General features: G+C 66.4%; 25 protein-coding genes. 9 read left to right on the plus strand and 16 right to left on the minus strand.

What is annotated here, in order from left to right:
- Position 1: 1 nt before the first annotated feature.
- Entirely contained in the window at positions 2-952 is a 951-nt protein-coding gene (locus tag ACU0B3_RS17575; protein ID WP_446262183.1) for a DNA topoisomerase IB, read from the plus strand.
- Here ACU0B3_RS17575 and ACU0B3_RS17580 read toward each other — a convergent pair.
- From ACU0B3_RS17580 to mazG, 9 genes are all read right to left on the minus strand, one after another.
- A complete protein-coding gene (locus tag ACU0B3_RS17580; protein WP_446262184.1) occupies positions 943-1,548 on the minus strand; it encodes a GNAT family N-acetyltransferase in 606 nt (201 codons plus the stop codon). The two genes, ACU0B3_RS17575 and ACU0B3_RS17580, sit on opposite strands and share 10 nt — an antisense overlap.
- A complete protein-coding gene (locus tag ACU0B3_RS17585; RefSeq protein ID WP_446262185.1) occupies positions 1,539-2,159 on the minus strand; it encodes a DUF7002 family protein in 621 nt (206 codons plus the stop codon). Before ACU0B3_RS17585 ends, ACU0B3_RS17580 begins: the two co-directional genes overlap by 10 nt.
- Before the next feature lie 4 nt (positions 2,160-2,163).
- On the minus strand, positions 2,164-3,438 hold the full coding sequence (gene eno / locus ACU0B3_RS17590) for a phosphopyruvate hydratase (RefSeq protein ID WP_446262186.1): 1,275 nt from the start codon (positions 3,436-3,438) through the stop codon (positions 2,164-2,166).
- Positions 3,439-3,517: 79 nt separating this feature from the next.
- Positions 3,518-4,390 (minus strand): DMT family transporter, encoded by an 873-nt coding sequence (locus tag ACU0B3_RS17595; RefSeq protein WP_446262187.1) that lies wholly within the window; start codon positions 4,388-4,390, stop codon positions 3,518-3,520.
- 204 nt (positions 4,391-4,594) lie between these two features.
- The gene (locus tag ACU0B3_RS17600) at positions 4,595-5,005 is read right to left on the minus strand and encodes a Fur family transcriptional regulator (protein WP_446262188.1); all 411 of its coding nucleotides are present in this window, start codon (positions 5,003-5,005) and stop codon (positions 4,595-4,597) included.
- Between the two features lie 55 nt (positions 5,006-5,060).
- Positions 5,061-6,458: a protein adenylyltransferase SelO gene (locus tag ACU0B3_RS17605; RefSeq protein ID WP_446262189.1), complete on the minus strand. Its 1,398-nt coding sequence runs from the start codon at positions 6,456-6,458 to the stop codon at positions 5,061-5,063.
- A gap of 3 nt (positions 6,459-6,461) precedes the next feature.
- Complete coding sequence (locus tag ACU0B3_RS17610; RefSeq protein WP_446262190.1) at positions 6,462-6,920, minus strand: N-acetyltransferase family protein; 459 nt, start codon at positions 6,918-6,920, stop codon at positions 6,462-6,464.
- Positions 6,917-7,858, minus strand: a complete 942-nt coding sequence (locus tag ACU0B3_RS17615) for a nucleoside hydrolase (protein WP_446262191.1) — start codon at positions 7,856-7,858, stop codon at positions 6,917-6,919. The genes ACU0B3_RS17610 and ACU0B3_RS17615 overlap by 4 nt, the downstream gene beginning before the upstream one ends.
- Positions 7,859-8,225: 367 nt before the next feature.
- Positions 8,226-9,050 carry a nucleoside triphosphate pyrophosphohydrolase gene (mazG, locus tag ACU0B3_RS17620; protein WP_446262192.1) on the minus strand — a complete coding sequence of 275 codons (825 nt, stop codon included), beginning with the start codon at positions 9,048-9,050 and terminating at the stop codon, positions 8,226-8,228.
- A gap of 59 nt (positions 9,051-9,109) precedes the next feature.
- Here mazG and ACU0B3_RS17625 point away from each other — a divergent pair, with 59 nt between their 5' ends.
- Both ACU0B3_RS17625 and ACU0B3_RS17630 read left to right on the plus strand, forming a co-directional pair.
- The gene (locus ACU0B3_RS17625) at positions 9,110-10,273 is read left to right on the plus strand and encodes a M20 aminoacylase family protein (RefSeq protein WP_446262193.1); all 1,164 of its coding nucleotides are present in this window, start codon (positions 9,110-9,112) and stop codon (positions 10,271-10,273) included.
- 165 nt (positions 10,274-10,438) lie between these two features.
- Positions 10,439-10,843: a DUF1499 domain-containing protein gene (locus ACU0B3_RS17630; RefSeq protein WP_446262194.1), complete on the plus strand. Its 405-nt coding sequence runs from the start codon at positions 10,439-10,441 to the stop codon at positions 10,841-10,843.
- Here ACU0B3_RS17630 and ACU0B3_RS17635 read toward each other — a convergent pair.
- Positions 10,787-11,080: a hypothetical protein gene (locus tag ACU0B3_RS17635; protein WP_446262195.1), complete on the minus strand. Its 294-nt coding sequence runs from the start codon at positions 11,078-11,080 to the stop codon at positions 10,787-10,789. The genes ACU0B3_RS17630 and ACU0B3_RS17635 overlap by 57 nt on opposite strands.
- 65 nt (positions 11,081-11,145) lie before the next feature.
- Here ACU0B3_RS17635 and prfA point away from each other — a divergent pair, with 65 nt between their 5' ends.
- The 4 genes from prfA to ACU0B3_RS17655 all read left to right on the plus strand — a co-directional run bounded on the left by prfA (position 11,146) and on the right by ACU0B3_RS17655 (position 14,350).
- Positions 11,146-12,201, plus strand: a complete 1,056-nt coding sequence (gene prfA / locus ACU0B3_RS17640) for a peptide chain release factor 1 (protein ID WP_446262196.1) — start codon at positions 11,146-11,148, stop codon at positions 12,199-12,201.
- The gene (gene prmC / locus ACU0B3_RS17645) at positions 12,198-13,028 is read left to right on the plus strand and encodes a peptide chain release factor N(5)-glutamine methyltransferase (protein WP_446262197.1); all 831 of its coding nucleotides are present in this window, start codon (positions 12,198-12,200) and stop codon (positions 13,026-13,028) included. Before prfA ends, prmC begins: the two co-directional genes overlap by 4 nt.
- 192 nt (positions 13,029-13,220) lie before the next feature.
- Positions 13,221-13,817: a DUF4167 domain-containing protein gene (locus tag ACU0B3_RS17650; protein WP_446262198.1), complete on the plus strand. Its 597-nt coding sequence runs from the start codon at positions 13,221-13,223 to the stop codon at positions 13,815-13,817.
- The gene (locus ACU0B3_RS17655) at positions 13,814-14,350 is read left to right on the plus strand and encodes an NUDIX hydrolase (protein WP_446262199.1); all 537 of its coding nucleotides are present in this window, start codon (positions 13,814-13,816) and stop codon (positions 14,348-14,350) included. Before ACU0B3_RS17650 ends, ACU0B3_RS17655 begins: the two co-directional genes overlap by 4 nt.
- On the opposite strand, the gene rsmA is transcribed toward ACU0B3_RS17655, so the two are convergent.
- From rsmA to lptF, 6 genes are read right to left on the minus strand one after another with little or no spacing between them, the layout of a single operon-like run.
- Positions 14,347-15,183 carry a 16S rRNA (adenine(1518)-N(6)/adenine(1519)-N(6))-dimethyltransferase RsmA gene (gene rsmA / locus ACU0B3_RS17660; protein ID WP_446262200.1) on the minus strand — a complete coding sequence of 279 codons (837 nt, stop codon included), beginning with the start codon at positions 15,181-15,183 and terminating at the stop codon, positions 14,347-14,349. The genes ACU0B3_RS17655 and rsmA overlap by 4 nt on opposite strands.
- Positions 15,184-15,207: 24 nt before the next feature.
- Complete coding sequence (gene pdxA, locus ACU0B3_RS17665) at positions 15,208-16,188, minus strand: 4-hydroxythreonine-4-phosphate dehydrogenase PdxA (RefSeq protein WP_446262201.1); 981 nt, start codon at positions 16,186-16,188, stop codon at positions 15,208-15,210.
- Positions 16,185-17,438 carry a peptidylprolyl isomerase gene (locus tag ACU0B3_RS17670; RefSeq protein ID WP_446262202.1) on the minus strand — a complete coding sequence of 418 codons (1,254 nt, stop codon included), beginning with the start codon at positions 17,436-17,438 and terminating at the stop codon, positions 16,185-16,187. The genes pdxA and ACU0B3_RS17670 overlap by 4 nt, the downstream gene beginning before the upstream one ends.
- A complete protein-coding gene (locus ACU0B3_RS17675) occupies positions 17,435-19,561 on the minus strand; it encodes an LPS-assembly protein LptD (RefSeq protein ID WP_446262203.1) in 2,127 nt (708 codons plus the stop codon). Before ACU0B3_RS17675 ends, ACU0B3_RS17670 begins: the two co-directional genes overlap by 4 nt.
- Entirely contained in the window at positions 19,562-20,656 is a 1,095-nt protein-coding gene (lptG, locus tag ACU0B3_RS17680) for an LPS export ABC transporter permease LptG (RefSeq protein ID WP_446262204.1), read from the minus strand.
- A complete protein-coding gene (gene lptF / locus ACU0B3_RS17685; protein WP_446262205.1) occupies positions 20,653-21,798 on the minus strand; it encodes an LPS export ABC transporter permease LptF in 1,146 nt (381 codons plus the stop codon). The genes lptG and lptF overlap by 4 nt, the downstream gene beginning before the upstream one ends.
- A 127-nt stretch (positions 21,799-21,925) precedes the next feature.
- On the opposite strand from lptF, the gene ACU0B3_RS17690 reads away from it, so the two are divergent.
- Both ACU0B3_RS17690 and ACU0B3_RS17695 read left to right on the plus strand, forming a co-directional pair.
- On the plus strand, positions 21,926-23,395 hold the full coding sequence (locus ACU0B3_RS17690) for a leucyl aminopeptidase (protein WP_446262206.1): 1,470 nt from the start codon (positions 21,926-21,928) through the stop codon (positions 23,393-23,395).
- 7 nt (positions 23,396-23,402) lie between these two features.
- Positions 23,403-23,873: a DNA polymerase III subunit chi gene (locus tag ACU0B3_RS17695; protein ID WP_446262207.1), complete on the plus strand. Its 471-nt coding sequence runs from the start codon at positions 23,403-23,405 to the stop codon at positions 23,871-23,873.
- Positions 23,874-23,997 lie beyond the last annotated feature (124 nt).

Below are 23,997 nucleotides of genomic sequence, written 5' to 3' on the forward strand. Positions count from 1 at the left end.
CGTGGGCGGGCTCATCTACTATCCCGACGACCAACCGGGCATTCAGCGTCTGCGGCGGGGGCGGGGATTTTCCTACATCGCGCCCGACGGGACGACCATTGCGCGGGGCGCGGAGCGGGCGCGGCTGGAGGCGTTGGCCGTCCCGCCGGCCTATGAGGACGTGTGGATGAGCCCGGAGCCCGCCGGGCATTTGCAGGCGACAGGCCGCGATGCGCGGCGGCGCAAGCAGTACCGGTATCACCCCGACTGGGTGGAGGCGCGGGCGCGGGACAAGTTTGCGGAGCTTCCGGCCTTTGGAGCGGGGTTGCCACGTCTCAGGCGGCGCATCCTCCGGGATCTGAAAGGCGAGGCGGGTGAGCTGCATTTTGCTCTTGCGGCGGCAGCGGCGTTGATCGACAGGATGGCTCTGCGCGCCGGGACCGAAGCCTATGCGCAGGACAACGGGTCCTACGGTGCGCTGACCCTGCGGGACCGGCATCTGCGGCTCGAAGGGACGCGGGTGCGGCTCGATTTCACCGCCAAGGGTGGGCAGCGCGTGCGGCAGAGCCGGAGTGACCGGACCTTGGCCCGCGCTTTGGAGGCGTGCCAGGATCACGGCGGGGCGACATTGCTGAGCTATGTGTCTGGCGGGGAGGTGCGGCCTTTGCAGTCGGGCGCTTTGAACGACTACCTCTCCGAGCACACCGGGAGCGATGCGACGGCCAAGACCTTTCGCACATGGGCTGGCACGGTCGCGGCCTACGATGTCGCGCGGCAAGGTGGAACCAGCATCAAAGCGATGACCGAGGCGGCGGCAGAGCGGCTGCACAATACCCCGACCATTGCGCGTAACTCTTATGTGCATCCGGATGTCATCGCGCTTGCCGGGGCGGATGCGCAAGCTGTTGTCGATGTGCCGGATGGTTTGACCCAGGCCGAGGCCGGCGTGCTCAACTTGCTGGGTCAGTCGTAAATTGGAACATGCGCGCCTGCACTGCGTAGCAGGTCGCCAGTCAGGCGTGGATCGGGGGCGATCTCGATCTCTTGTTTGATAGGTGTGAACCCAGATTTTCGATAAAACCCAAGCGCCTGTGGGCTGTCGAGCGTGCAGGTGTGTACGTGGAACCTGCTGATGGGGCGGGCAAAGGCGCGCCGGATGGCCTCGCCCATCAAGGCGCGACCGAGGCCCGTGCCGACGGCGTCTTTCACCAGTCCGAAAAAGGCCAGCTCGCAGGCGCTTTCCTCGCGGAAGTCGAGTTCAAGAAGGCCAATTTGCCGGCCATCTTTGACGAGTGCGTAGGCTTCGTAGGCAGGGTCCTCCAAGATGTCGCGCAAAGCTTGGTCTGGGATTTGCAGCCGCGAGAACCAGAGCCAGTCCTCGCCGACAGCACGAAAGAGCGACCGATAGGTTTCAGGCTCGGTCGGGGCGGGGACCAGCGCGGCATCCGGGGGAAGCGGCGTGGTTTCCGGCGTGGTTCGCATCTCCAAGTAAGTCACCACGGTCGCCACCATTCCAGGCGGGACAGCGTGGAAACCGGGGGTGAGCGGAGGCGTCTCTGTCATGTCCATCTCGGGTTGAGTGTGGCCAATGTGCTGGCGGGGAGAGCGCCGCGCAAGGAGACTTCGCGCAGCGTGTCGGGCGTTGTCTTGAGCCCTCTTGTTATCCGGCTGCGTGGAAACCGTGCTGCCTCCTTGGCGGGTACGTAAAGCCAATCGCCCCGCCGCAGATGTGCGCCGCCTTGCTTGAAGTTGCCGGAGTTGGCGGGGGCGAGGTCGAGATGATCTTGCACCGCGTCGTAGAGTCGTCCCGCGTCGACCGTGAGCACCGCAATGGGCGTGTCGCGCGCGATGGAGGCGGCGAATTTGAGACCTTTTGCGTGCGGCCAGAAGAACACACGCGCATCGAGCTGCGTCGCCCAGCTTTCAGGCGTATGACCCTCGAGCACGTGATGTGCAGCTTTGAGCGCCTGCGTGATGGGCCGTTGATGATTGAGCATCGCGCCGGTCGGGAGGGTGATGCGCTCGGATCTTAACAGGATCGACGTAGGATCAACGCCAGCATCACACGCCAGCTCGTGTGCCGGTTTAAGCCCGCCTTCCTCGATCAAAGCCTGGTTGCCGGCGGCGGTGATGTGCACCACCGCGCCGCCCGTCAGCCGTTCGAAAAGCGCCCGGCTCAAGCCTTTAGCGCAGGATCGACCGCCCGGCGTAAACCGCCGTCTCGCCCAGTTGCTCTTCGATACGGATCAGCTGGTTGTACTTGGCCAGCCGGTCCGAGCGCGCAAGGCTCCCGGTCTTGATCTGACCGCAGTTCGTGGCGACGGCGAGGTCGGCAATCGTCGCGTCTTCCGTCTCGCCCGAGCGGTGCGACATGACGTTTGTGTAGCGCGCGCGGTGCGCCATCTCGACCGCCTGCAGCGTCTCGGTGAGCGTGCCGATCTGGTTCACCTTCACGAGCATCGAGTTGGCGCAGCCTTTCTCGATCCCGTCCGACAGGCGTGCTGGATTGGTCACGAAAAGATCGTCGCCAACAAGCTGCACCTTCCCGCTAAGCATGTCAGTCAAGGCCTTCCATCCGTCCCAGTCGTCTTCGGCCATGCCGTCTTCGATGGAGATGATCGGGTAGTCGTCGCAGAGCGCCGCCAGATAGGCCGCGTTCTCCTCAGACGTCAGCGTTTTGCCTTCGCCAGACAGCACATAGGCGCCGTCCTTAAAGTATTCCGTCGCCGCGCAGTCGAGAGCCAGGTGGATGTCGTCGCCGGGCTTGTAGCCGGCCTTTTCAATCGACTTGAGGATGAAATCCAGCGCATCGCGGGTCGACGAAAGGTTCGGCGCGAAGCCCCCCTCGTCGCCGATCCCGGTGCTGAGGCCGGCTGCCGAGAGCTCCTTTTTGAGCGTGTGGAACACCTCCGCGCCCATGCGCACAGCCTCGCGGATGGTCTCCGCCGCAACGGGCATGATCATGAATTCCTGGATGTCGATCGGGTTGTCCGCGTGCTCGCCGCCGTTGATGATGTTCATCATCGGCACCGGCAGGACATGCGCCGAGGTGCCTCCGACATAGCGGTAAAGCGGCTGGGTGGTGAACTCCGCTGCTGCCTTGGCCACCGCGAGCGACACGCCCAGGATCGCGTTCGCGCCAAGCCGCCCCTTGTTGGGGGTGCCGTCTAGCTCGATCATCGCGCCGTCGATGGCGACCTGCTCGCAGGCATCAAAGCCCACCAGCGCCTCGGCCAGCTCGCCGTTCACGCTTTCGACGGCGCTCAGCACACCCTTGCCGAGGTAGCGCGCCTTGTCGCCGTCCCGCTTTTCGACCGCCTCGTGCGCGCCGGTGGAGGCGCCAGACGGCACCGCCGCCCGCCCCATCGAGCCGTCTTCGAGGGTCACGTCGACCTCCACCGTGGGATTGCCCCGGCTGTCGAGGATTTCGCGGGCGTGGATGTCGAGGATGGTGCTCATGGCGGCGGCTCCGGTCGGCTGTTGGCTTTCGCTGCGTCATACGCCGCCTGACGCGCCGGGACAACCAGATGCGATAGCGCTAACGGCGCCCCCGCACCTTCCCCTCGCGCACAAACGCGTAGACGCCCGAGCCAACCACGATGGCCGACCCGACCAGCGTCCAGACATCCGGGCGCTCACCAAAGAGCAGTACACCGAGCGCCAACCCGAAAAGCAGCCGAGTGTACCGGAACGGGGAGACCGCCGAGACATCGCCCACCCGCATCGCGGAGGTGATGGCGAAATAGGCGCCAATCGTCGTGACAACGGTAAAGACCATCCACAGCCAATGCACCGGCAGCGCCCGGATCATTCCGTCCCCAAGCGGCAGCAGGATCGCGCCTGCGAGGATCAGCGCCGAAAACCCGAACGTCGCGAGCTGCAGATTGGCGATGCTCTTGGGCGCAGCCCGCGTCGCGAGATCCCTTGCGGCCAGCGACAGCATCGCGCCCACGGCAAACAAGGTTTCCGGCTCGAAGGCCGCCGTTCCCGGACGCAAGATCACCAGAACGCCGATCAGCCCGAGCGCAATCGCACTCCACCGGCGCCAACCCACAGCCTCCTGAAAGATCAGCGTGGCTCCAAGCGTCACCACCAGTGGCGCCGCCTGCAAGATCGCCGTGACCAGCGACAGGGGCGTGAGCGCCAACGCGGTCACCATGCACAGCGCCGCGAGCAGCTCCGCCACATACCGGATCAGCATCGCTGGCCGCGCCAGCTCAGGCGTCCAAAGCGGCAACCCCTTGGCCCGGGTCCACATCGCAAACCCGAGCGTGCCGCCAGCCCCGAGCCCCAGCATGATCTGCCCGACCGGCATCCCGAGGTTGGCCAGCGCCTTGATCCCCACATCCCCCAGCGCGAACCCCGCCATCGCGGCGATCATCCAGAGAATTCCTGTGAGGTTGTCGGTCATGCAAAGCCATCCACGCAACAGCTCAAGACCCCTACGCCCGGCCCGCCACCCGCACAAGGTCCCTACTTCTTCTGGCTACAAGTATCTCGGGGGGCCGTTCATTTGGCGCCATTGGTTCAAGCCCAATGGACGGCGGGCAGAGCCCCCAATAGTCAGACCTCTACACAGAAAATGCGTACGCATTTTCTGAGCCCCACCCAAGCCTCAAGACTTCCGCTTGATCCCGTAAAGCTCCAGCCGATGCCCGCGCAGGTCATACCCCAGCTTGGCAGCGATCTTTTCCTGCAGAGCCTCGATCTCCTCGTCCACGAATTCGATCACCTCCCCCGTAGACATGTCGATCAAGTGGTCGTGGTGGTCGCGCTCTGCATCCTCGTAGCGCGCGCGCCCGTCACCGAACTCGTGCCGCTCGAGGATCCCGGCCTCTTCAAAGAGCTTCACCGTCCGGTAGACCGTCGCAATCGAAATGCCGGGATCCCGCGCCGCGGCCCGCGCGTGCAGTTCCTCGACATCGGGGTGATCGTCGGACTCCTCGAGCACACCCGCGATGGTCCGGCGCTGGCCGGTCATGCGCAGGCCCTTGGCCTCGCAGCGCGCTGTAATCGTGTCGGTCATCTGCTCTCCACCCTCGTGCCGCTTATAGCCTTGCGCAGGCAGCGGAGACAACGCGTCAGGTGCCGCAAAAGGTGGCACGCACCACTTCTGCGTCCGCCGGCGGGCGGGTGTACTTGGCATCATCCGGCGTCTCGAAAGGCGTCGACAGCACCTTGTGCAAAGCATCAAACGGCGCGCGATCCCCGTCATAGGCGGCATTGATCGCCGCCTCGACCAGATGATTGCGCGGGATCACCGCCGGATTCGCCCGCGCCATGACCGCGTGCGGATCCGCTTCACCGGCCACCCGCTCGGACCACCGCGCCTCCCACGCATCGAAGGCCGCAGGATCGAGGAACTGATCCCGTGCCTTGTCAGTCGCCAAGGCCCGGAACGTATTGGTAAAGTCCGCGTGCCCCTCCGCCATCAGCGTCAGAAAGTCTTCGATCAACGCCTGATCCTCCGCCACGGGTGAGGCCAGACCAATCTTCGCCCCGAACCGCGCCCGCCACTCCCGCTCGATCTTCACAGGCATCGCATGGATCGCAGCCGTGAACGCCTCGATGGCCGCGTCTTCCTCCGACATCAAAGGCACCAAAGCCGTCGCCAGCTGCGCCATATTCCACACGATGATGCGCACCTGGTTGGCGTAGGCGTAGCGGCCCGTGTGGTCGATCGAGCTGTAGACCCTGTTCGGGTGATAGGTGTCCATAAAGGCGCAGGGCCCGTAGTCGATCGTCTCCCCCGAAATCGTACAATTGTCGGTGTTCATCACGCCATGGATGAAGCCCAGCGACATCCACTGCGCCACCAGCCGCGCCTGCGCGTCGATCACATGGGTGAGGAAGGCGAGCGGGTCTTCGGCCCCCGGCGCATGCCTGTCCACGGCGTATTCATAGAGCGTCTGCAAATGGTCGTACTGCTGGCGCGCGGCAAAGACCTGAAAGGTCCCGACCCGCAGATGGCTCGCCGCCACACGCGTCAGCACCGCCCCCGGCAGCCCCACCTCCCGCTGCACCCGAGCCCCCGTTGTGACAATCGCCAGCGCCCGTGTCGTCGGCACACCCATCGCGTGCATCGCCTCCGAAACGAGGTACTCCCGCAGCACCGGACCCAGCGCCGCGCGTCCGTCGCCGTTCCGCGAATAGGGCGTCTGGCCCGAGCCTTTAAGCTGTACGTCGTAGCGCGCCCCGTCCGCCAAGACTTCACCCAAGAGCAAGGCACGTCCGTCGCCAAGTTGCGGGTTGAAGTGCCCGAACTGATGCCCCGCATAAAGCTGCGCCAGCGGCGCCGCGCCCTCTGGCACGACGTTTCCGCCAAAGACCTCCGCCTTGTCTTGAATGTCGTTCAGCCCCAGCTGCGCACCCAAAGCCTCATTCCACTGAAAGAGCTTTGGCTCCGGCACCTCCGCCGCTTTCTGCCGTGCGTAAAACGCCTCCGGCAACGCGGCATAGCTGTTGTCCCAGACCGCCATGGCTCAGAGCATCCGGGTCATCAGCGCGTAGCGCTCGCGCATCTGGAACTTGGCCCGAGCGTAGAGCTTTTGCGCCCCCGCGTCCTCCCGGTCGACCTCGAGGTGCATCGCCCGCACGCCCGCCGCTGTCAGCGTCTTGGACAGATCCGCAATCGCCTCCGTCGCGATCCCGCGGCCGCGCACGGGCTTGCGCAGGTAAATCTCGTCGAGAAAGCAATCCATCCCGCCGAACTCCACCGACCACCCGAAGGTCACCACCAGATACCCCATCGGCGCCCTTGCCGGTCCAATCAGATACGCCGCCCCCAGCACCGGCCCGTCATCGGGTGCCAGCAGCGGCGCAATCCCAGCCGCCCGGCTCTCCACAGTACTCTCGATCCCCGCCTCGGCGTGCATCGCCTCCACCAGCGGCAAGAGTGCGTCCAGATGCCCTTCGCGGGCCAGATGCAGCTGCGCACTCATAGGCGTGCCAGCCGTTCGGTGAGGAGGGCGAAAAAGCCGTCGGCGTCGATGTCCCCCATGAAGAGCGCGTTCGGGGTGCGGTCCGTGACGCGCCACCAGTCGGCGACGGTCATGCCCATGGTCAGCTCCGAAGTCGTCTCGATCTCGACGTTGATGTGCCGGCCCGAGAAGAGGTCTGGCTTGATGAGATACGCGGTCACGCAAGGGTCGTGCAGGGGCGCGCCTTGGGAGCCGTATTTCTCCTTATCGAAGCGCTCGAAGAAGTCCGTCATCTCCGCCACCGCCACGCCTGCGCGGTTGCCCAAGGCTCGGAAAGCGTCGTTGCGAGGCTTGGTGACCAGCGCCTTGTGCGTGACGTCGAGGGGCATGACCACAAGCGGCACGCCGGATTTGAACACGATGTCAGCGGCTTGCGGGTCCACATAAATGTTGAACTCCGCCGTTGGGGTGATGTTGCCAACCTCGAAATAGGCGCCGCCCATGAGGACGATCTCCTGCACGCGGGCCACGATGTCGGGCGCGCGGGTGAAGGCTTCGGCGATGTTCGTGAGTGGTCCCAGGGGGCAGAGCGTGACGGTGCCCGGTGCTTCGGCGCGCAGGATATCGATAATCGCGTCGACGCCGTGTTTGGGGTCGAGCTGCATCGTCGGCTCGGGCAGGTCGGGGCCGTTGAGGCCGGTCTCGCCGTGCACGTGCTCGGCGGTGACGAGGGGCCGGCCCATGGGCTTGTCGCACCCGGCGTGGACCGGGACGGAGGTCATGCCCGCCAGCTCGCACACCTTGAGCGCGTTTTTGGCGGTGAGCGCGAGGGGCACGTTGCCCGCGACGACCGTGATCGCGACGACATCGATTTCGTCCGGTGAGGCGAGCGCGAGAAGCATGGCGACGGCGTCGTCCTGGCCCGGGTCGGTGTCGATGATGATCTTGCGCGGCGCCATGGCGATCTCCTTTGGCGGCAAGATGGGGCAGCGTGCGGGTGGGTGCAAGCGATGGTGTGGACCGATGCGCGGAGCTGCGCCGGGTCACGTTGGGCGCTACGCGAGCGCATCGGCGGGCCCTGGACCGGCGATCCTAACGGGCGTTCTGGTGCGCTTTATAATGGCCAAGTCCGCATGAGGTTTGAGCGTTGCGTTGACGTCAGACGTATCGCCGGGCCTGGGGAGGGCCCGTCGATGCGCCGGGCACCTTTGGTGCTATTCCGCGCTCGCTTTTGGTCTAACCGTGCTCATCCGCTTTCACGGCACCTGCGAGGGTCGCGTAGCTTAGGCGAGCACCATCGTTCGGCTCCGTACGTGGGCTTTTCGGCTAATCGCGCTCTTCCGCTTTCACGGCATCCCAGAGGGCGTCGAGCTCTTCGAGGCTCTTGTCCTCGGGGCGGGCGCCGGTGGCGGCGAGGCGGTCTTCGATGGCGTTGAAGCGGCGGGTGACCTTGGCGTTGGTGCGGCGGATGGCGGTCTCTGGGTCGACGCCGAGGTGGCGGGCGAGGTTGGCCATCACGAACATCAGGTCGCCGAACTCGTCCTCGATCCTGTTCGGGTCGGCAGAGCCTTTGACCTCGGCCAGCTCGCCCGCTTCCTCGACGACCTTGGCCATCACGTCATTCACGTCGCTCCAGTCGAACCCCACGCGCGCCATGCGCTTTTGCAGCTTCACCGCGCGGGTCATGCCGGGAAGGCCCATGGCCACGCCGTCGAGCACGCGGGTCTCGCCGCGGCGTGCGCGCTCGGCGGCCTTTTGCGCCTCCCAGTCGCGGGTCTGCTGCTCGGCACTCTTGGCGTTGCTCTCGGTGCCGAAGACATGCGGGTGGCGGTCGACCATCTTGGTCCCGATCCTGGACGCGACGGAGTGGAAGTCGAAGAGCCCTGCCTCCGCGCCGATCTGGGTCTGGTAGACGGTTTGGAGGAGGAGGTCGCCCAGCTCTGCCTCGAGGTCCTGCATGTCGCCTCGGTCGATGGCGTCGGCGACTTCGTACGCCTCCTCGATCGTGTAGGGGGCGATGGTCGCGAAGGTCTGCTCGACATCCCAGGGGCAGCCTGTCTCAGGGTCACGCAGGCGGCGCATGATCTCCAGAAGGCGGGGCAGGCCGCCGTTTTTGTCACGGATATCGGCGTCGATGTCAGCGTCGTGCATTGCGTTGGCCTTGCGAGTCGGGTTTGGCTGGCAGGGTAGTCGCAGAGAGGTCGCTGTCCATGCCCGTCATCAACCGCATCGCTGGGTTCGCCGAAGAGATGAAGACCTGGCGCCGGCACCTGCACACCATTCCCGAGCTGCAATTTGCGTTGCACGACACCGCGGCTTTTGTGAAGGAGCGGCTTGTGGAGTTCGGGATCACGGAGATCCACGAGGGCATTGCCGAGACCGGGATCGTGGCGATCATCGAGGGGCGCGGCGACGGGCCGACGATTGGTCTGCGCGCCGACATGGATGCGCTGCCGATGACGGAGACGACAGGGCTGCCCCATGCCTCCACCCGCGCGGGCGCGATGCACGCCTGCGGGCATGACGGGCATACGACGATGCTTTTGGGGGCGGCAAAGTATCTGGCGGAGACGCGCAATTTCGCGGGCCGGGTGGCGTTGATCTTTCAGCCCGCCGAAGAGGGCGGTGGCGGCGCGGGCGTGATGGTCGAGGAGGGCATCATGGAGCGCTTCGACATCGGCGAGGTCTACGCGCTGCACAATGTACCGAATGTGGAGGAGGGGAGTTTCTTTACCACGCCGGGGCCGATCATGGCGGCGGTCGACACGTTCCACATCGACATCGAGGGGGTTGGTGGCCACGGGGCTTATCCGAATGAGACATGTGATCCGGTGGTGGCGGCCTGCGGGATCGCGACGGCGATCCAGACGATTGTCTCGCGCAATCGGCATGGGCTCGGGGATCTGGTGGTCTCGGTGACGCAGATTCACACGGGCTCGACGGACAATGTCATTCCGGGCACGGCGTATATGAATGGGACGATCCGCACGTTTGATGCAGAGGTGCGGCAGATGGTGCGGGACCGGCTCGAGGCGATCTGTGCGGGGCAAGGCGCGTCTTATGGCGTGACGGCGAAGCTCAGGATCGAGGACGGGTATCCGGCGACGGTCAATGATCCGGGCAAAGCGGCTTTTGCCGCGGAGGTGGCGCGGGACCTGGTGGGTGCGGACCGTGTGACTGATGATGCCAATCGGGAGATGGGGGCGGAGGATTTTGCCTACATGCTCGAGGCGCGGCCGGGGGCCTATCTGTTCCTGGGGCAGGGCCCGGGAGCCGGGCTGCACAACACCGGGTATGACTTCAACGATGCGGTGGCGCCTTTGGGGGCGTCGTTCTTTGCCCGGGTCGTGGAGACGGCGCAGCCTGTGGGGTAACGGTGGGCTGCGCCCACCTTACAGGAGATGTGGTGACGGCAGTGCCCACCTTACGGGGTGGGAGATTGTGGCTGGCCGGCCCTCCGGGGGGAGTTTTTCTGGGAAGATGAAGCTGGAGGGGGTTCTGCGGTTTTCTTTGGGCATGGGCGGGTTATGTCACATGGCATGAGATTGCTGAGTATTTTGATCCTCGCGGTGTTGGCCTTTGCGCTTTATGTGCGGCTGGCGCCGAGCAACCCCGATCAGTGGCATGCCACGCCCACGCAAGTGGATGACACGGATATGGCTGGGGGGGTGGTGCGGGTGCTGACGGCGCCGCGTGAGGATTTCGAGCGGCTGGACGGGATCATTCGCGCCACGCCGCGGACAGAGGTGCTGGCGGGGTCGGTAGCCGAAGGGCAGGTCACCTATGTGACCCGCTCGCGTGTGTGGGGGTTTCCCGACTACACCACGGTGGATTACGCGCAGGGGCGGCTGCGCGTCTTTGGCCGTTTGCGGTTCGGGCAGGCGGACCTAGGAGTCAACGCCGCCCGCATCGACGGCTGGCTGGCTGAGCTGCGCGCCGGCTGAGGACGACAGGCAGCCGGTCGAGATCTCGCGCCACATGGGCGAGTTCAGCGACATCTGGCATTGCGCCATGAACATGCGCCCATCCACTTGCAGACAGGTCATCTGGCCAAGCTCGACGCGCGCGCCGGTGCGGTCGGTGCAGTAGCATTCGACGGTTTTGCCCGAAGGCGAGGTGACGTCCGACAAGGCTGTGCCGGCGATCAGGGTGAAGGCGGTGCAGGTCAGGATATGTCTCATGTTGCGAGAGTAGCACGGGCCACCGGGCTTGACCAAGGACAGGTTGTCGCCCATGTGCTGGGCGCATGATCCCCGCAGACACCCTCCGCCAGATCACCGAGCGTTTCGAGTTTCTCGAGGCGGCGATGTCGGGTGGTTTGGATGGGCAGGACATTGCGGTCCTTGCCAAGGAGTATGCCGATCTCAAGCCGGTGGTGGCGCAGATCGCCGCCTATCAGCGGCTTAGGAAGGATCTGGCTGAAGCCGAGGAGATGCTGGGCGACCCGGACATGGCGGAGCTTGCGCGCGAGGAGCTTCCCGCGCTCAAGGTGGCGCTACCGGAGGCGGAGCATGCGCTGCAGCTGGCGCTCCTTCCCAAGGACAGCGCGGATGCGCGGCCTGCGATGATCGAGATCAGGCCCGGCACGGGCGGCGAGGAGGCAGCGCTTTTTGCGGGTGATCTGTTGCGCATGTACCAGCGGTTTGCCGAGGCGCGGGGGTGGAAGTTCGACGTGCTCGAGGAGCAGATGACGGAGCTGGGCGGGATCAAGGAGGTCACCGCGCATGTTACCGGGCAGGACGTCTTTGCCCGGCTCAAGTTCGAGAGCGGCGTGCACAGGGTGCAGCGTGTGCCGACCACGGAGAGTGGCGGGCGCATTCATACCTCGGCGGCGACGGTGGCGGTGCTGCCGGAGGCTGAGGACGTGGACATCGAGATCCGCAACGAAGACATCCGCATCGACACCATGCGCTCGTCCGGGGCGGGCGGGCAGCACGTGAATACGACCGATTCGGCTGTTCGGATCACCCATATGCCGTCGGGGATCGTCGTGACCTCGAGCGAGAAGAGCCAGCACCGCAACCGCGAGATCGCGATGCAGGTCCTGCGCACGCGGCTCTATGATCTGGAGCGTTCGCGCATCGACGCCGAACGGTCCGAGGACCGCGCGGCACAGGTCGGCTCGGGCGACCGGTCCGAGCGCATTCGGACCTACAACTTCCCGCAAGGCCGCATGACGGACCACCGGATCAACCTGACGCTCTACAAGCTCGATCAGGTGATGCAGGGTGACCTCGACGAGGTGATCGACGCGCTGACGGCGGATGCACAAGCGCGCCAGCTTGCGGCGATGGAGGCATGACCGCAGGACAGGCGCTGGCAAAGGCGGCCGCGCAGCTGGCGGAGGCCGGTGTGCCGGAGGCGTCTCGCGATGCGCGCAAGCTGTTGGCCTTTGCCGCCGGAGTTGATGCGACGCGGGTGACTTTGATGGCACCGGACGATCTACCGCAGAGCGTGGCGCAGCGGTTCGACACGCTCGTCGCCGAGCGCGCGGCGCGGCGACCGGTCAGCCACCTCACCGGCAGCCGCGCGTTCTACGGACGGGATTTCCAGGTCACACCCGATGTGCTCGACCCCCGGCCCGAGACCGAGACACTGGTGGAGGCGGCACTGGCGCAGCCCTTTGCCTCCGTCCTCGATCTCGGCACGGGCTCGGGTGCGATCCTCGTCACGCTCCTCGCCGAACGTCCCGGCGCCGTCGGCACCGGCACGGACCTCAGCGAGGCGGCTTGCCTTGTCGCGAGCGCCAACGCGGTCACGCACAGGGTCGCACAGCGCGCCGAGATCATCGCCACCCACTGGGATCACGGGATCGCGGGACCCTACGATCTGATCGTCTCGAACCCGCCCTACATCGCCGCGACCGAGATGGAGCATCTCGCCCCCGAGCTCGCCTACGAGCCGCGTATGGCGCTGACGGACGGGCGGGACGGGCTGACCGCCTATCACGCGATCGCGCTTGCAGGCACGCGGCACCTGGCGCCGGGCGGGACAATCCTTGTCGAGATCGGGCCGACACAGGCGCGTGCTGTCGCCGCGCTCTTTGCCGCCCAGGGCTTTGCCACGAACGTGCTCACCGACCTCGACGGGCGCGACCGCGTGGTGCGCGCCGTGCAAACCCCCGCCTGACCGTTCAAAATACGCGAAAAACGCGCAATCGGGCGGTTTTGCCCTTGCCCCACGGCGGCTGGCGTGCTTTCACGCCTCTATCAGGTCGACATGGGACGCTGCTCCGCGACCCGCCCTGATGCCTCCCGACGCCCCGGCCGCTGCACCGCACGACGCTTGGGACAGTTGAACGCAACAAGGCTGCCTTTTCGCATGAGATCATCCAAGTCCCGTTCGCGGAACAAGAACAACCGAAACAACAATCGGTCGGTCGGCAATGTCGTGAACCGTGTCTTCGACAGCTCCGGCCCCGAGGGCAAGGTGCGCGGCACGCCGCAGCAGATCATCGACAAGTACAACCAGCTCGCCCGCGATGCGCAGCTTGCCGGCGACCGGGTCGCCACCGAGAACTTCCAGCAGCACGCCGAGCACTACCTGCGGATGCTGAGCGAAGCGCAGCGCGAGCAGGAGGCCCGCCGCGAGGAGCAGGAGCGCCAGAACCGCGAACGCCAGGCGCAGCGCGACCGCGAGCGCGCCGAACGGCAGGAGCGCGAGGCGAACCAGCCGGCCGAGCCGGCTCAGGACGCAGCCCCGCAGGACCCGTCGGAGGCGCCGCAACCGGACGTGATCGACACCTCGAGCGAGGGCGAGGACAGCAACGTCGTCGACACGCCCGAAAATGCTCCCGACAAGCCCAAGCGCCGCGCGCCGCGCAGCCGCAAACCCAAGAAGGCCGCCAATGATGGGGGGGATACGCCTCCCGCCGATGTGCCCGCAGGCGGTGAAGAAACGCAAAACGCCGCCGAATGACGCCGCTCCCTCAGGGGCTGTCACAAGGGCTTGGCCACTTCACACCGCGCACGGATCGGGACGCCGAGGTCTGGGACCGGATCACCCGGTTCGTTGCATCCGAGCCGCGCGCGTTTACCCGCGATGCGACGATCGGCGGTCACGTCACGGCCTCCGCGTTTCTGCTTTCTCCCGACCGCAGTGCAGTGCTCCTGACACACCACCGCAAGCTCGGCCTCTGGCTGCAGCTCGGCGGGCATTGTGACGGCCACACCAGCACCGCCGAGACCGCGCTCCGCGAGGCGCAGGAGGAAGGCGGCCAATCCTCGCTCACCCTCTTGCAGCACACCGTCTTCGACATCGACATCCACCAGATCCCGGCCACGGCCAGGGAGCCGGCCCATCTACACTACGACGTACGCTGGCTCTTCGGCGCGGCGACATGGGACACACACGTTTCAGACGAAAGCCACGCGCTCGCTTGGGTGCCGCTGGGCCGCCTCGAGGAAAAGACAACCGAGCCCTCGATCCTCAGGATGCGTGATCTGCTCTAGCCTTTCAGCGCGCGCGCCAACGCACAGAACGCCTCCAGCGACACCTGTTCGGCCCGCTCCGTCGGTGGAATGCCCACACTCTCCAGCACATCCTCGATCTCCGGGTGCAGCCCCTTGAGCGCCGCCCGCAGCATCTTACGCCGCTGGTTGAACGCGCGCGCCACGACCCGCTCCAGCATCGCTGCATCCGCCGGAAACCGCGGCGCCGGCAGCGCCTCGAGATGCACCACCGCGCTCGCCACCTTCGGCGGCGGGGTAAAGGCTTCGGGCGGCAGCGTCACCGCAATCCGCGCCTCGCACCGCCACTGCGCCAAGAGCGCGAGCCGGCCATAGGCCTTGGTCCCCGGCTGCGCCACGATCCGCTCGGCCACCTCGCGCTGAAACATCAGCGTCAGCGAGGCCCAGTAGGGTGGCCACGCCTCCGGCGTCAGCCAGCGCACCAAAAGCTCCGTTCCGACATTATACGGCAGGTTGGCCACGACCTTCACCGGCGCCCGCAATTGCGCCAGCACATCGACCTCCAGCGCGTCGCCCTCGATCACCTCGAGCCGCCCGGGATACGCCTCTGCGATCTCCGCCAGCGCCGGCAGGCACCGTGCATCCTTTTCCACCGCCAGCACCTTGCGCGCGCCCGAGGCCAAAAGCCCCCGCGTGAGCCCACCCGGCCCGGGTCCGATCTCGAGGACATCCGCGCCCGTCAGATCCCCCGCGGCCCGCGCGATCTTGGAGGTCAGGTTCAAGTCCAGAAGAAAGTTCTGGCCAAGCGCTTTCTTTGCACTCAAACCATGCGCCGCAATCACCTCACGCAGGGGCGGAAGCGCATCAATCGCCATGCGTCTTCATCTTCCCAAATAAACTCAAATCCCGCCCCCGGCCATCCGCGCCGCCATCCGCAGTGCCGCGATCAGCGAGGTCGGCTTTGCCACGCCCTGACCCGCGATGTCATAGGCGGTGCCGTGGTCGGGTGAGGTCCGCACGAACGGCAATCCCAGCGTCACGTTCACACCGCGGTCGAAATCCAGCGTCTTGATCGGGATCAGCGCCTGATCGTGGTACATGCAGACCGCCACGTCATAGCGCGCGCGGGCGGGCGCGTGAAACATCGTGTCCGCCGACAGCGGCCCAGCGATGTCGAACCCTTCGGCGCGCAGCTTGTCCAGTACAGGCGCGATCACGGTGATTTCTTCATGCCCCATCTTGCCACCCTCGCCGGCATGGGGGTTGAGCCCGGCGACCGCAATCCTGGGTGCCTCGATGCCGAAACGCGCAGCGAAGTCGCGCGCGGTGAGGCGCAGCGTCTCTTCCAGAAGCGCGGGCGTCAGTGCCGCCGGCACCTCGCTCAAAGGGATGTGGATCGTCACCGGCACCACGCGCAGCGCGTCACAGGCGAGCATCATCACCGACCGCGCGCCGCTTCCGGCAAGCGCAGCGAGGTACTCGGTGTGACCGGGGTAGGCAAAGCCCGCACCGTCCTGCAACGCCTTCTTGTTGATCGGCGCGGTGCACACGGCGGCGGCCTCTCCGGTCTGAACCAGCTCCACCGCCCGGGCGATAACGTCGATCACACCTTGCGCATTGCGCGGATCGGGCGTGCCGGGCGTCGCCTCGGCGGCAAAGTCATGGCGCAAGACCGCGAGATGATCTGCTGCGACGTCCAAGGCATCGCGCGGCGAGGAGATCTCTGACACTGCCGTCCCGGCCGGCAAATGCCGCGGGTCCCCGATCCACGCAAAGGGCTGCTCTCTACCCAGAGCCGCGCGCGCGGCCACGGCCAGCTCCGGCCCGATCCCGGACGGGTCCCCGCAGGTCAGCACGACCACGGGTGCGGAATTGCTCATTCGCGGATCCGGGCTTCGGCGCGCAGTTGCTCGAGGTAGCTGTCGGCCAGCGTCGCCAGACGCCGGTTGCGCAACCCCAGCGCGATCTCGTCGCGAGAGGTGTCCTCCACCCCTTCGTCGAGCTCCGGCAGCGTTGCGCTGCGCCCGCAGAGCATCAGCAGCATGAGCGCCTGACCGTCCGAGCGCGTCAGCGTGTAGGAGGTCTCGCCCGGGTCGAGCTTCGACAGCTCAAAGGCGATGTCCGTCGGGATCTGGTCCGGCGTGCGCGACACGCGCTCCAGCCGGTCCTCCGGCAGGCCGCGTGCCACCCCGTAAAGGTCGTCACAATTGTCGATGCGGCGGCTGATGCGCCGCGCCTCCTGGATCGTGGCTTCGGTGCGCCCGCCGGGCAGGTAGAAGGCGGCATACTCGATCGCGGCGTAGCTCGGCGCGGAATAGGGCCCTTCCTCGATCCCGCGCAGCTGGAAGAGCGCCACGGCATTCGGGATCGGCAACGGATCGGTCACCTCCCCGCGCGACAGCGACAGGATGATCGGCTGCAGGGCAGGCGGCAAGTCGCTCAGGTTCTGCCAGGGCAGCTTGCCCCCTGCCCGGCGCGAGGGCGTGGCCGAGAACCGGCGGGCATAGCGCGAGAATTCCGCCTCCGAGGTGGAGGCCGAGACCTGTTGCGCAATCGCGTTCACACGCGCGGCCTCGCGGGGCGGGGCGGGGATGATGATCTCGGAGATCAGGACGCGGATGTTGCTCTGCCCGCCCGAGCGGTTCAGCGCCCGGTCGATCTCCCCGTCGGAGGGGCGGGAGCGGTTGCCGAAGCGCTGCTGGACCAAGATGCGCCAGCTGAGGCCGGCCTCGACAAAGTCGCGGAAGGTTTGCGGGTCCACGCCGCTGCCTTCGAGGGCGGCCACGAATTCCTCGCGGGTCAGGTTGGCGCGGCCTGCAAATTCGGACATGCCGTCGAGGATGTCCTGGTTGCTCGGGCGCACGCCGGCGTTCCGCGCCGCCTGCAGGCGGAGGCGGTCGTCGATCAGCTGCTGGCGCGCCACATCAGCTGGATTGCCCGGCGCGCGCAACAGCGTCACGAAGCGCTCGCGCTGCTGCAGATCGTAGAACGTGATCGCGCTGTCGTTGACCTGGATCGCGGTGGAAAAGGCGTTCTGCGCAAGCGCCGCGCCCGCCAGCAACAAGACAAGCAGCGCCGCTACAACCGTCTCGATAAACCGAAGGGGGGCAAAGGTCTGGGGATGTCTCATTTCCGGCAGCTCCTCGTGTACGCGCCTGCGTTTCCTCCGGTGCTGAAGCCTTTTAGGGCGACCGTCAACCCGAAGGATGTGGACGGGTCGGCATTTGACGAGGAGGTGAACCGGCGCTTGGCGCTGAAGTCTACCTCGACGCATTCGTTGCGGTATCCGATCCCGGCCTCGGCGCGGGCGAACTGGTCCGAGACGAGATCGTATCGGAAATCCGTCGAGAGCGTCCAGTTGCGGCTGACCCGGTAGGCGCCGTCGAAGGTCCATTCGGAGATGGTGTCGGGCCGGTCCTCGTCCGTGTCCGCTCCGAGCAGGACATAACCCGCGCCGATGTCGAACCGGTCGGTGTTGTAGGCCGCGCGCGCCTCGGCCTTGGCAAAGCGCTGGTCGGCGTCGAGAAGCCCGCGTGCGGTCAGGCCGAACCCTTGGTCCCAGGCGACTTGCCCGGCGATCAGCCAGTTGGAGCTGGCGCCCTCGAGCCCGGACGTGGCGGAGAAATCGGCATCCGCCTCCTCGCGGAAGACCCGGCCCACGGTGAGCCCTGCGTGCCAGCCATCGGCGGCCTTCGCGCGCCAGCGCAGGCCCAGGGCGGCTTGTGCGCCCCGCTCGCGGCGGTCGGCAGCCGGAAAGCGGCTGAGCGACAGAAGGTTGCCCTCGTCGAACTCGACGCGGTCGCTTTCGTCATTGGCGGTGTTGGGACGGTCACCGCCCGCCCAGCCGATCATCGCCACAGGCTCTATCAGGTGCATCGTGCCGCCCGCCGTGCGCGCCATCAGAGGCCAGCGCAACTCGACCGCGGCGGCGGGGGTGAGCGTGTCGGTGCGGTAGTCGGCGGTGCTGTCCTGCCAGGTCTGCACCGCGTCAAACGCCAGCCCGCCCGTGAGCCCCAGCCGAAGGCCCATCGGCAGCGTCCAGCGCTTCTGCCAGCTCAGATCGCCGGTGATCCGCGCCACGTCGCGCCCGTCCACGTCCACCTCGGACCAGCGGTAATGCGCGTGGCTCGCCAGACCCAGCCGCAGCTCCCCGCCGCGCGGACCGCCGGGGAAATACCGCCGCTCATAGGTCATGTCGGCGGCGATCGACGGGATCAGCGAGTTGTCCTCGCCGGCGCGCAGGCTCTGGTAATGCGTCAGCCGCGTGTCGAAGAACGCATCGCGCTTGACCCGCGTCAGGGCGATCTCGCTGTCGAGGCGGCTCTTGCCGCTGTAGTCGTAATCCTCGAGATACGTGCGGTCGTTCACCGCCTCGATGTCGAACGTCAGCGTGTAGTCGCGCGGCAGGGCAAACGCGCCCTCTCCAAAGAAGTAGCCCCGCAGATCCGTGCTGAGCGTGTCGCGCGAGACCGCGCCGTTGAACTCGACGTCCCCGCGCCGGAATGCCTGCCTGTAGCGCAGCTCGAGCGTCGTCGTCTCGACCGAGACATAGGGCGTCACGGTCAGGTCCTTGTGATCGCCGATGGGGATGAAGTACGGCAGCTTGAGCCCCAGCCCGAGCAGCGACGTCTGCCGGATCGAGGGGATCAAAAAGCCCTGCGCGCGTTTCAGCGTCGGGTCCGGCAGGCGCAGGCGCGGCAGGTAGAACACCGGCACGTCGAGCACGCGGAACTGCGCGTCGTCAAAGTAGATCTGCCGTTCTTCCTGATCGTGCACCGCGCGTTTGGCGCGAATTTGCCAAAGCGGCGTCTCGTTGGGTCCGCACACCTGGCAGGAGGTCGCGGCCACCTTGCTCAACTGCGTGTAGCGTCCGCCCACCCGTTGCAGCTGCACGGCGGCCAGTTGCAGCTGCTGGTTCAGCACCAGCCGCGCGCCGTTCAGGATCCCGTTCTCTAGGCTCTGATCGAGCTCCGCCTGATCCGCGATTAGGATGGTGCCCCCCGGCTCCTCGATGCGGATGGGGCCGGTGATGGTGATGCTGTCGGTGCTGCGGTCATAGACGATCTGGCTGGCGGTGATCAGCGTGCCGTCCTGCAGCGCCTGCACGTTGCCGGTTGCGATAAGCCGCGTGTCCCCTTCGAGAAAGACGCTGTCAGCAACCAGCACCGCCGTCTCGGACGGCAAGCTGTCCCTCGCCTGCAAAGGTGCGCTCAGAAGGCAGAGCGCGAGGAGACCCGCCAAAAGACGCCGCATCTACCCGTCCTCCGATCGCAGGATCAGGCCCGTGGCCAAAAGGATCGAGGCCGCAGGCGGCGCCCAGGCCGCCATCACGGGATCAAGCTGGCCGTTCTCGCCCAGGATCTGCGCAAAGTTGCGAATGTAATAGAGCCCGAACCCCAGCATCACCGCCGAGAGTACCGCGACACCCGTGCCGCCAAACCGCGTGTGGCGCATGGTAAAGGCAGCGCCCACCAGCACCATCGCGACGAGGAAGAACGGCCGCGCCATCTCCATATGGAACCACACCCGGTGGCGGTTGGCGCTGAACCCGGCCTCTTCGAGCCGGTTGATAAAGGCCGGCAGGTCCCAGACCGGCACCGCTTGCGGCGCGCCAAGGCTGTCGAGGATGCGTCCGCGTGTGAGGGTCGAGGCCAGCTCGAACTCTTCGAACACCCGCGCGCCCTCTTCGGGATTGCCGAGCGCGCCGATGGGCCAGATCTTCCCGTCCTCCAGCTGCCAGGCGCCCGCGATCAGCGTCGCCCGTGCCGCCTCGACGCGCTGCACCGGACCGCGTCCGGGCGCGTAGGTGAAGAAGCTGACGTCATAAAGCACCGCCGCATCCGGGCTGGCGCGGCTTGCACGGATCACCGTTTGCCCGGTCGCATCGCCTTGCCGCAGCCAGAGCCCTTCGGACCCGATGGAAAACGTGTCCGAGCCGCCGCTGCGAAAGCTCTCGCGCAAGTCGTGATAGCGCTCGGAAGTGGCGGCCACGATGGGATTGCCCATGGTCACCGCCGAAGTGCCGATCAGCGCCGCGACCGCCGTGGGCCCGAGCAGCGTGCCAAGCCCGGAGCGCCCCACAGCGCGCGCGATCACCAGCTCGGAGGACCGCGCGAGGTTCAAGTAAAGCGCAATCGCCGCGATGATCAGGATCAGCGGCAAAAACTGGTAAAGTCCCTCGGGCGCATTCAGGAGCGTCAGCCGCAGGATATCGGTAAACGCCACATCGGTGTCGAACCGGCGCACCTGCTCGACGAGGTCGATCAGCAGGATAAAGAGGAAAAAAATCCCGAAGGTCGCCAGAAACGCCATCGCAAAGCGACGCGCGAAATAGAGGTGCAACTTCATGCAACCTCCTCCATCCGCTCAGGCTCGATGCGTTCAGGTGGCGTACGCAGCACCGGATGCGCCGCGCGGAAGAGCAGCGCCCAGACCAGCACCCCGCCCAGCACCGAAGGCGCATAGATCAAAGGCCAGAGCCGGGCATCCTGCTCCACCGGCTCGATCACCGCGCTTTCGACCATCTTGATCATCACGAGGAAAAAGATCGCGAGCAGGATTTGCCGCCAGACCCCGAACCGGCTGAAACTGCCCGCCGTCAGCGTGGCGAACCCGATCAGCGCGGCGACGAGGCACAGCAGCGGCTGCTGGAACCGCGCGTGCAACTCCTCCGCAACCTCTCCGAGGTCCGAGCGCGTCGCCTCGGCCACCGCCTCCGGCGTACGGATCAGGTCCAGCGTCGCGGCGTGCCGCAGACGCGGCCGCGGAGAGCTGGGCTGCGTGACAAGCCCGCTGATATCATAGGAAAAGTCCGAAAAGTTCGTCGTCGAAAGCCGACCTGTCTCGTGCACCAGCACCTGCGCCAGCCCGTCGACCATCACCAGCGTCGGGCCTGCGTCCGCGGCAAAGATGTAGGCTTGCTGCGCGGTGTAGGCGACCGAGCGGTCCGGCGTGCGCCGGTCCGACAGGAACACGTCACGCAGCTCGCCCTCGGTCGTGATCTCCCCGATGTAGAAGGTCACGCCGTCGGCGGGGTGCAGGAACGTGCCCTCCTGCAGGAGCCGCGCGCTGACCGAGCCGGAGATTTCACGCTCGCGCTCCTTAAGCTCTTTCAGCGCGGTCGGCACCAGCACATGGCTCAGGATACCCATCATCAGCGTCACGATCAGACCGAAGACGATCACCGGGCGCGCCAGCCGCCAGGGTGAGGTGCCGGTCGATTGCACCACCGTCAGCTCACTTTCGGACGCCAGCCGGTTGGTCACGTAAACCGCCGCGCCAAAGGTCGCCATCGGCAGGATTTGCGCGATCACCGGCGGCAGCGAGAGGGCGATGAATTCGGCAAAGATGCGCAGCGGCTGACCGTCCGCGATCAGCTGGTCAAAGAGCACGACCGCCCGGTTGACCCAGTAGACCGACACCAGCACGAGCGAGAAAAAGCCAAAGAGCACCAGCAGCTGCGACAGGACATATCTGTCGAACCTCGCCAAAACCCGCACCCCGTGACATCTTTTGCTTTTCGCATAAGTTAGCCCAAACGGACCCTGGGGAAAACTGGTATCTGGCCCCTCTGGCCATGCCGCCTTATGTCTGTGGGAAATCAGCAGGAGTTCGCCAATGACCACCCCCGCTTCCGTGTCCTTTGTGGAAACCGACATCCAGGCCATCGCCGAGGCCGAGGGCCACGTGGCCGTGATCGTCACACCCGAAGGCAAGCTCGACGCCGCCGCGCGCCGCGCCAACCGCGTCACCAAGGGTGCCGTGCAGCGGCTCGCGGACAGCGACAGGTTCGCCAAGGTCAAGGCGGGTGACGTGATCACGCTGGCAATGCCTGTCGGGATGGTAGCCGAGGCGCTGAGCGTCGTCGTCCTGCCGCGCCGCGCCGATGCCGAGACACTGCGCAAGGCAGGCGCCGGGATCGCCCGCGCGCGCGGCGCCGCGCCGGTCACGATTTGTGCGGGTGCCCTTCCCAAGGCCCACGAACTCGCCTTCGGCGCGGCCGTGCGCGACTACACGTTTGGCGACCACAAGACCGATGAGAGCAAGGCCGCCGAGGACATCCGCGTGATGTGCTCGAAACCGGACGAGGCCGAGGCCGCCGCCGCGCCTTTGCTGGCCGTTGCTGACGGCGTTTTCTTCACCCGCGATCTGGTAAACGAGCCGGCCAACATCCTGACCACGACCGAGTTCGCGGACCGCGTGGCGGCGATGGCCGACCTTGGCCTCGAGGTCGAGGTGCTCGAGGAAGACCAGCTCGAAGAGCTCGGGATGCGCACGCTCTTGTCGGTGGGCCATGGCTCGGCCAGCCCGTCGAAAGTGGCGGTCATGCAGTGGAAGGGCGGCGGCGACGAGGCGCCGCTCGCGCTGGTCGGCAAGGGGGTCGTCTTCGACACGGGCGGCATCTCGCTGAAACCCGCGGGCGGCATGGAAGACATGACCATGGACATGGGCGGCGCGGGCGTCGTCTCGGGTGTGATGCGCGCGCTGGCGCTGCGCAAGGCGAAGGCCAACGTGGTCGGGCTGATCGGGCTGGTGGAAAACATGCCGTCGGACCGTGCGACGCGTCCGGGCGACGTGATCACCTCGATGAAAGGCGACACGGTCGAGATCATCAACACCGACGCCGAAGGGCGGCTCGTCCTGTGCGACGTGCTCTGGTACGCCCAGCAGCGGTTCGAGCCGTCGGGCGTGATCGACCTCGCCACGCTCACCGGCGCGATCATCATCGGGCTGGGCCACGACAACGCAGGCGTTTTCTCGAACGACGACACGCTTTGCGATGCCTTCCTCAAGGCCGCCAAGACCGAAGGCGAGGGCGCCTGGCGGATGCCCCTGGGGCAAAGCTACGACGACCAGCTCAAGAGCCGCATCGCCGATATGAAGAACGTGGGCGGACGCCCCGCAGGCTCGATTACTGCCGCGCAGTTCCTTCAACGGTTTATCAAAGACGGCGTGCCGTGGATCCACCTCGACATCGCAGGCGTCGCCTCGGTCAAGTCCGACACGACGCTGGCGCCCAAGGGTGCGACCGGCTGGGGCGTGATGGCGCTGAACCGGCTGGTGGCGGACATGTGCGAGAAGGGCTGACCCGCACGTGGGGGCGGCCTATTTCTATCACCTGACGCGGGAGCCGCTGGAGGTGGCGCTGCCGCAGCTTTTGACCCGCGCCTTGGGAGCCGGGTGGAAGGTTGCTGTGCGCGGCACGGATGCGGCAAAGCTCGACTGGCTCGACGACAAGCTGTGGCTGGGACCCGAGGAGCGGTTCCTGCCCCATGGCCGCGCCGGCGGTCCGCATGACGCGCGCCAACCGGTGCTTTTGACGACCGAGGCCGCTGCGCCGAATGGTGCAACTTGTGTGATGAGCGTCGACGGCGCGGTGGTCGGGCCGGATGAAGTGCAGGCGCTCGACCGGGTCTGCGTGCTCTTCGACGGTCACGATGCCGAGGCGCTTGAAGTCGCGCGGGGTCAGTGGAAGGTCCTGACCGAGGCGGGCTGCGCCGCGCAATACTGGTCGCAGGACAGTGGCCGCTGGGAGAAGAAGGCGGAAAGCGCCGGGTCTGCTTGACCTGTAGGGTGGGCAGTGCCGCGCTTTTTAAGAGGTTGGTCTGTTCGGCACTGCCCACCTTACGGGGTGGTGCCCTTACTCTTGAAGTCGGTGCGCGCCGATAGGGTGGGAGCCTCCGGCGGCG

The organism is Pseudaestuariivita sp., assembly GCF_052825805.1.

Bases quoted from the DNA above. Each gene is read 5' to 3' on its own strand.
- ACU0B3_RS17580 (WP_446262184.1), bottom strand. From the start codon at position 1,548: ATGGACATGACAGAGACGCCTCCGCTCACCCCCGGTTTCCACGCTGTC.
- eno (WP_446262186.1), bottom strand. From the start codon at position 3,438: ATGAGCACCATCCTCGACATCCACGCCCGCGAAATCCTCGACAGCCGG.
- ACU0B3_RS17595 (WP_446262187.1), bottom strand. From the start codon at position 4,390: ATGACCGACAACCTCACAGGAATTCTCTGGATGATCGCCGCGATGGCG.
- ACU0B3_RS17600 (WP_446262188.1), bottom strand. From the start codon at position 5,005: ATGACCGACACGATTACAGCGCGCTGCGAGGCCAAGGGCCTGCGCATG.
- ACU0B3_RS17605 (WP_446262189.1), bottom strand. From the start codon at position 6,458: ATGGCGGTCTGGGACAACAGCTATGCCGCGTTGCCGGAGGCGTTTTAC.
- ACU0B3_RS17610 (WP_446262190.1), bottom strand. From the start codon at position 6,920: ATGAGTGCGCAGCTGCATCTGGCCCGCGAAGGGCATCTGGACGCACTC.
- ACU0B3_RS17615 (WP_446262191.1), bottom strand. From the start codon at position 7,858: ATGGCGCCGCGCAAGATCATCATCGACACCGACCCGGGCCAGGACGAC.
- mazG (WP_446262192.1), bottom strand. From the start codon at position 9,050: ATGCACGACGCTGACATCGACGCCGATATCCGTGACAAAAACGGCGGC.
- ACU0B3_RS17625 (WP_446262193.1), top strand. From the start codon at position 9,110: ATGCCCGTCATCAACCGCATCGCTGGGTTCGCCGAAGAGATGAAGACC.
- ACU0B3_RS17630 (WP_446262194.1), top strand. From the start codon at position 10,439: ATGAGATTGCTGAGTATTTTGATCCTCGCGGTGTTGGCCTTTGCGCTT.
- ACU0B3_RS17635 (WP_446262195.1), bottom strand. From the start codon at position 11,080: ATGAGACATATCCTGACCTGCACCGCCTTCACCCTGATCGCCGGCACA.
- prfA (WP_446262196.1), top strand. From the start codon at position 11,146: ATGATCCCCGCAGACACCCTCCGCCAGATCACCGAGCGTTTCGAGTTT.
- prmC (WP_446262197.1), top strand. From the start codon at position 12,198: ATGACCGCAGGACAGGCGCTGGCAAAGGCGGCCGCGCAGCTGGCGGAG.
- ACU0B3_RS17650 (WP_446262198.1), top strand. From the start codon at position 13,221: ATGAGATCATCCAAGTCCCGTTCGCGGAACAAGAACAACCGAAACAAC.
- ACU0B3_RS17655 (WP_446262199.1), top strand. From the start codon at position 13,814: ATGACGCCGCTCCCTCAGGGGCTGTCACAAGGGCTTGGCCACTTCACA.
- rsmA (WP_446262200.1), bottom strand. From the start codon at position 15,183: ATGGCGATTGATGCGCTTCCGCCCCTGCGTGAGGTGATTGCGGCGCAT.
- pdxA (WP_446262201.1), bottom strand. From the start codon at position 16,188: ATGAGCAATTCCGCACCCGTGGTCGTGCTGACCTGCGGGGACCCGTCC.
- ACU0B3_RS17670 (WP_446262202.1), bottom strand. From the start codon at position 17,438: ATGAGACATCCCCAGACCTTTGCCCCCCTTCGGTTTATCGAGACGGTT.
- ACU0B3_RS17675 (WP_446262203.1), bottom strand. From the start codon at position 19,561: ATGCGGCGTCTTTTGGCGGGTCTCCTCGCGCTCTGCCTTCTGAGCGCA.
- lptG (WP_446262204.1), bottom strand. From the start codon at position 20,656: ATGAAGTTGCACCTCTATTTCGCGCGTCGCTTTGCGATGGCGTTTCTG.
- ACU0B3_RS17690 (WP_446262206.1), top strand. From the start codon at position 21,926: ATGACCACCCCCGCTTCCGTGTCCTTTGTGGAAACCGACATCCAGGCC.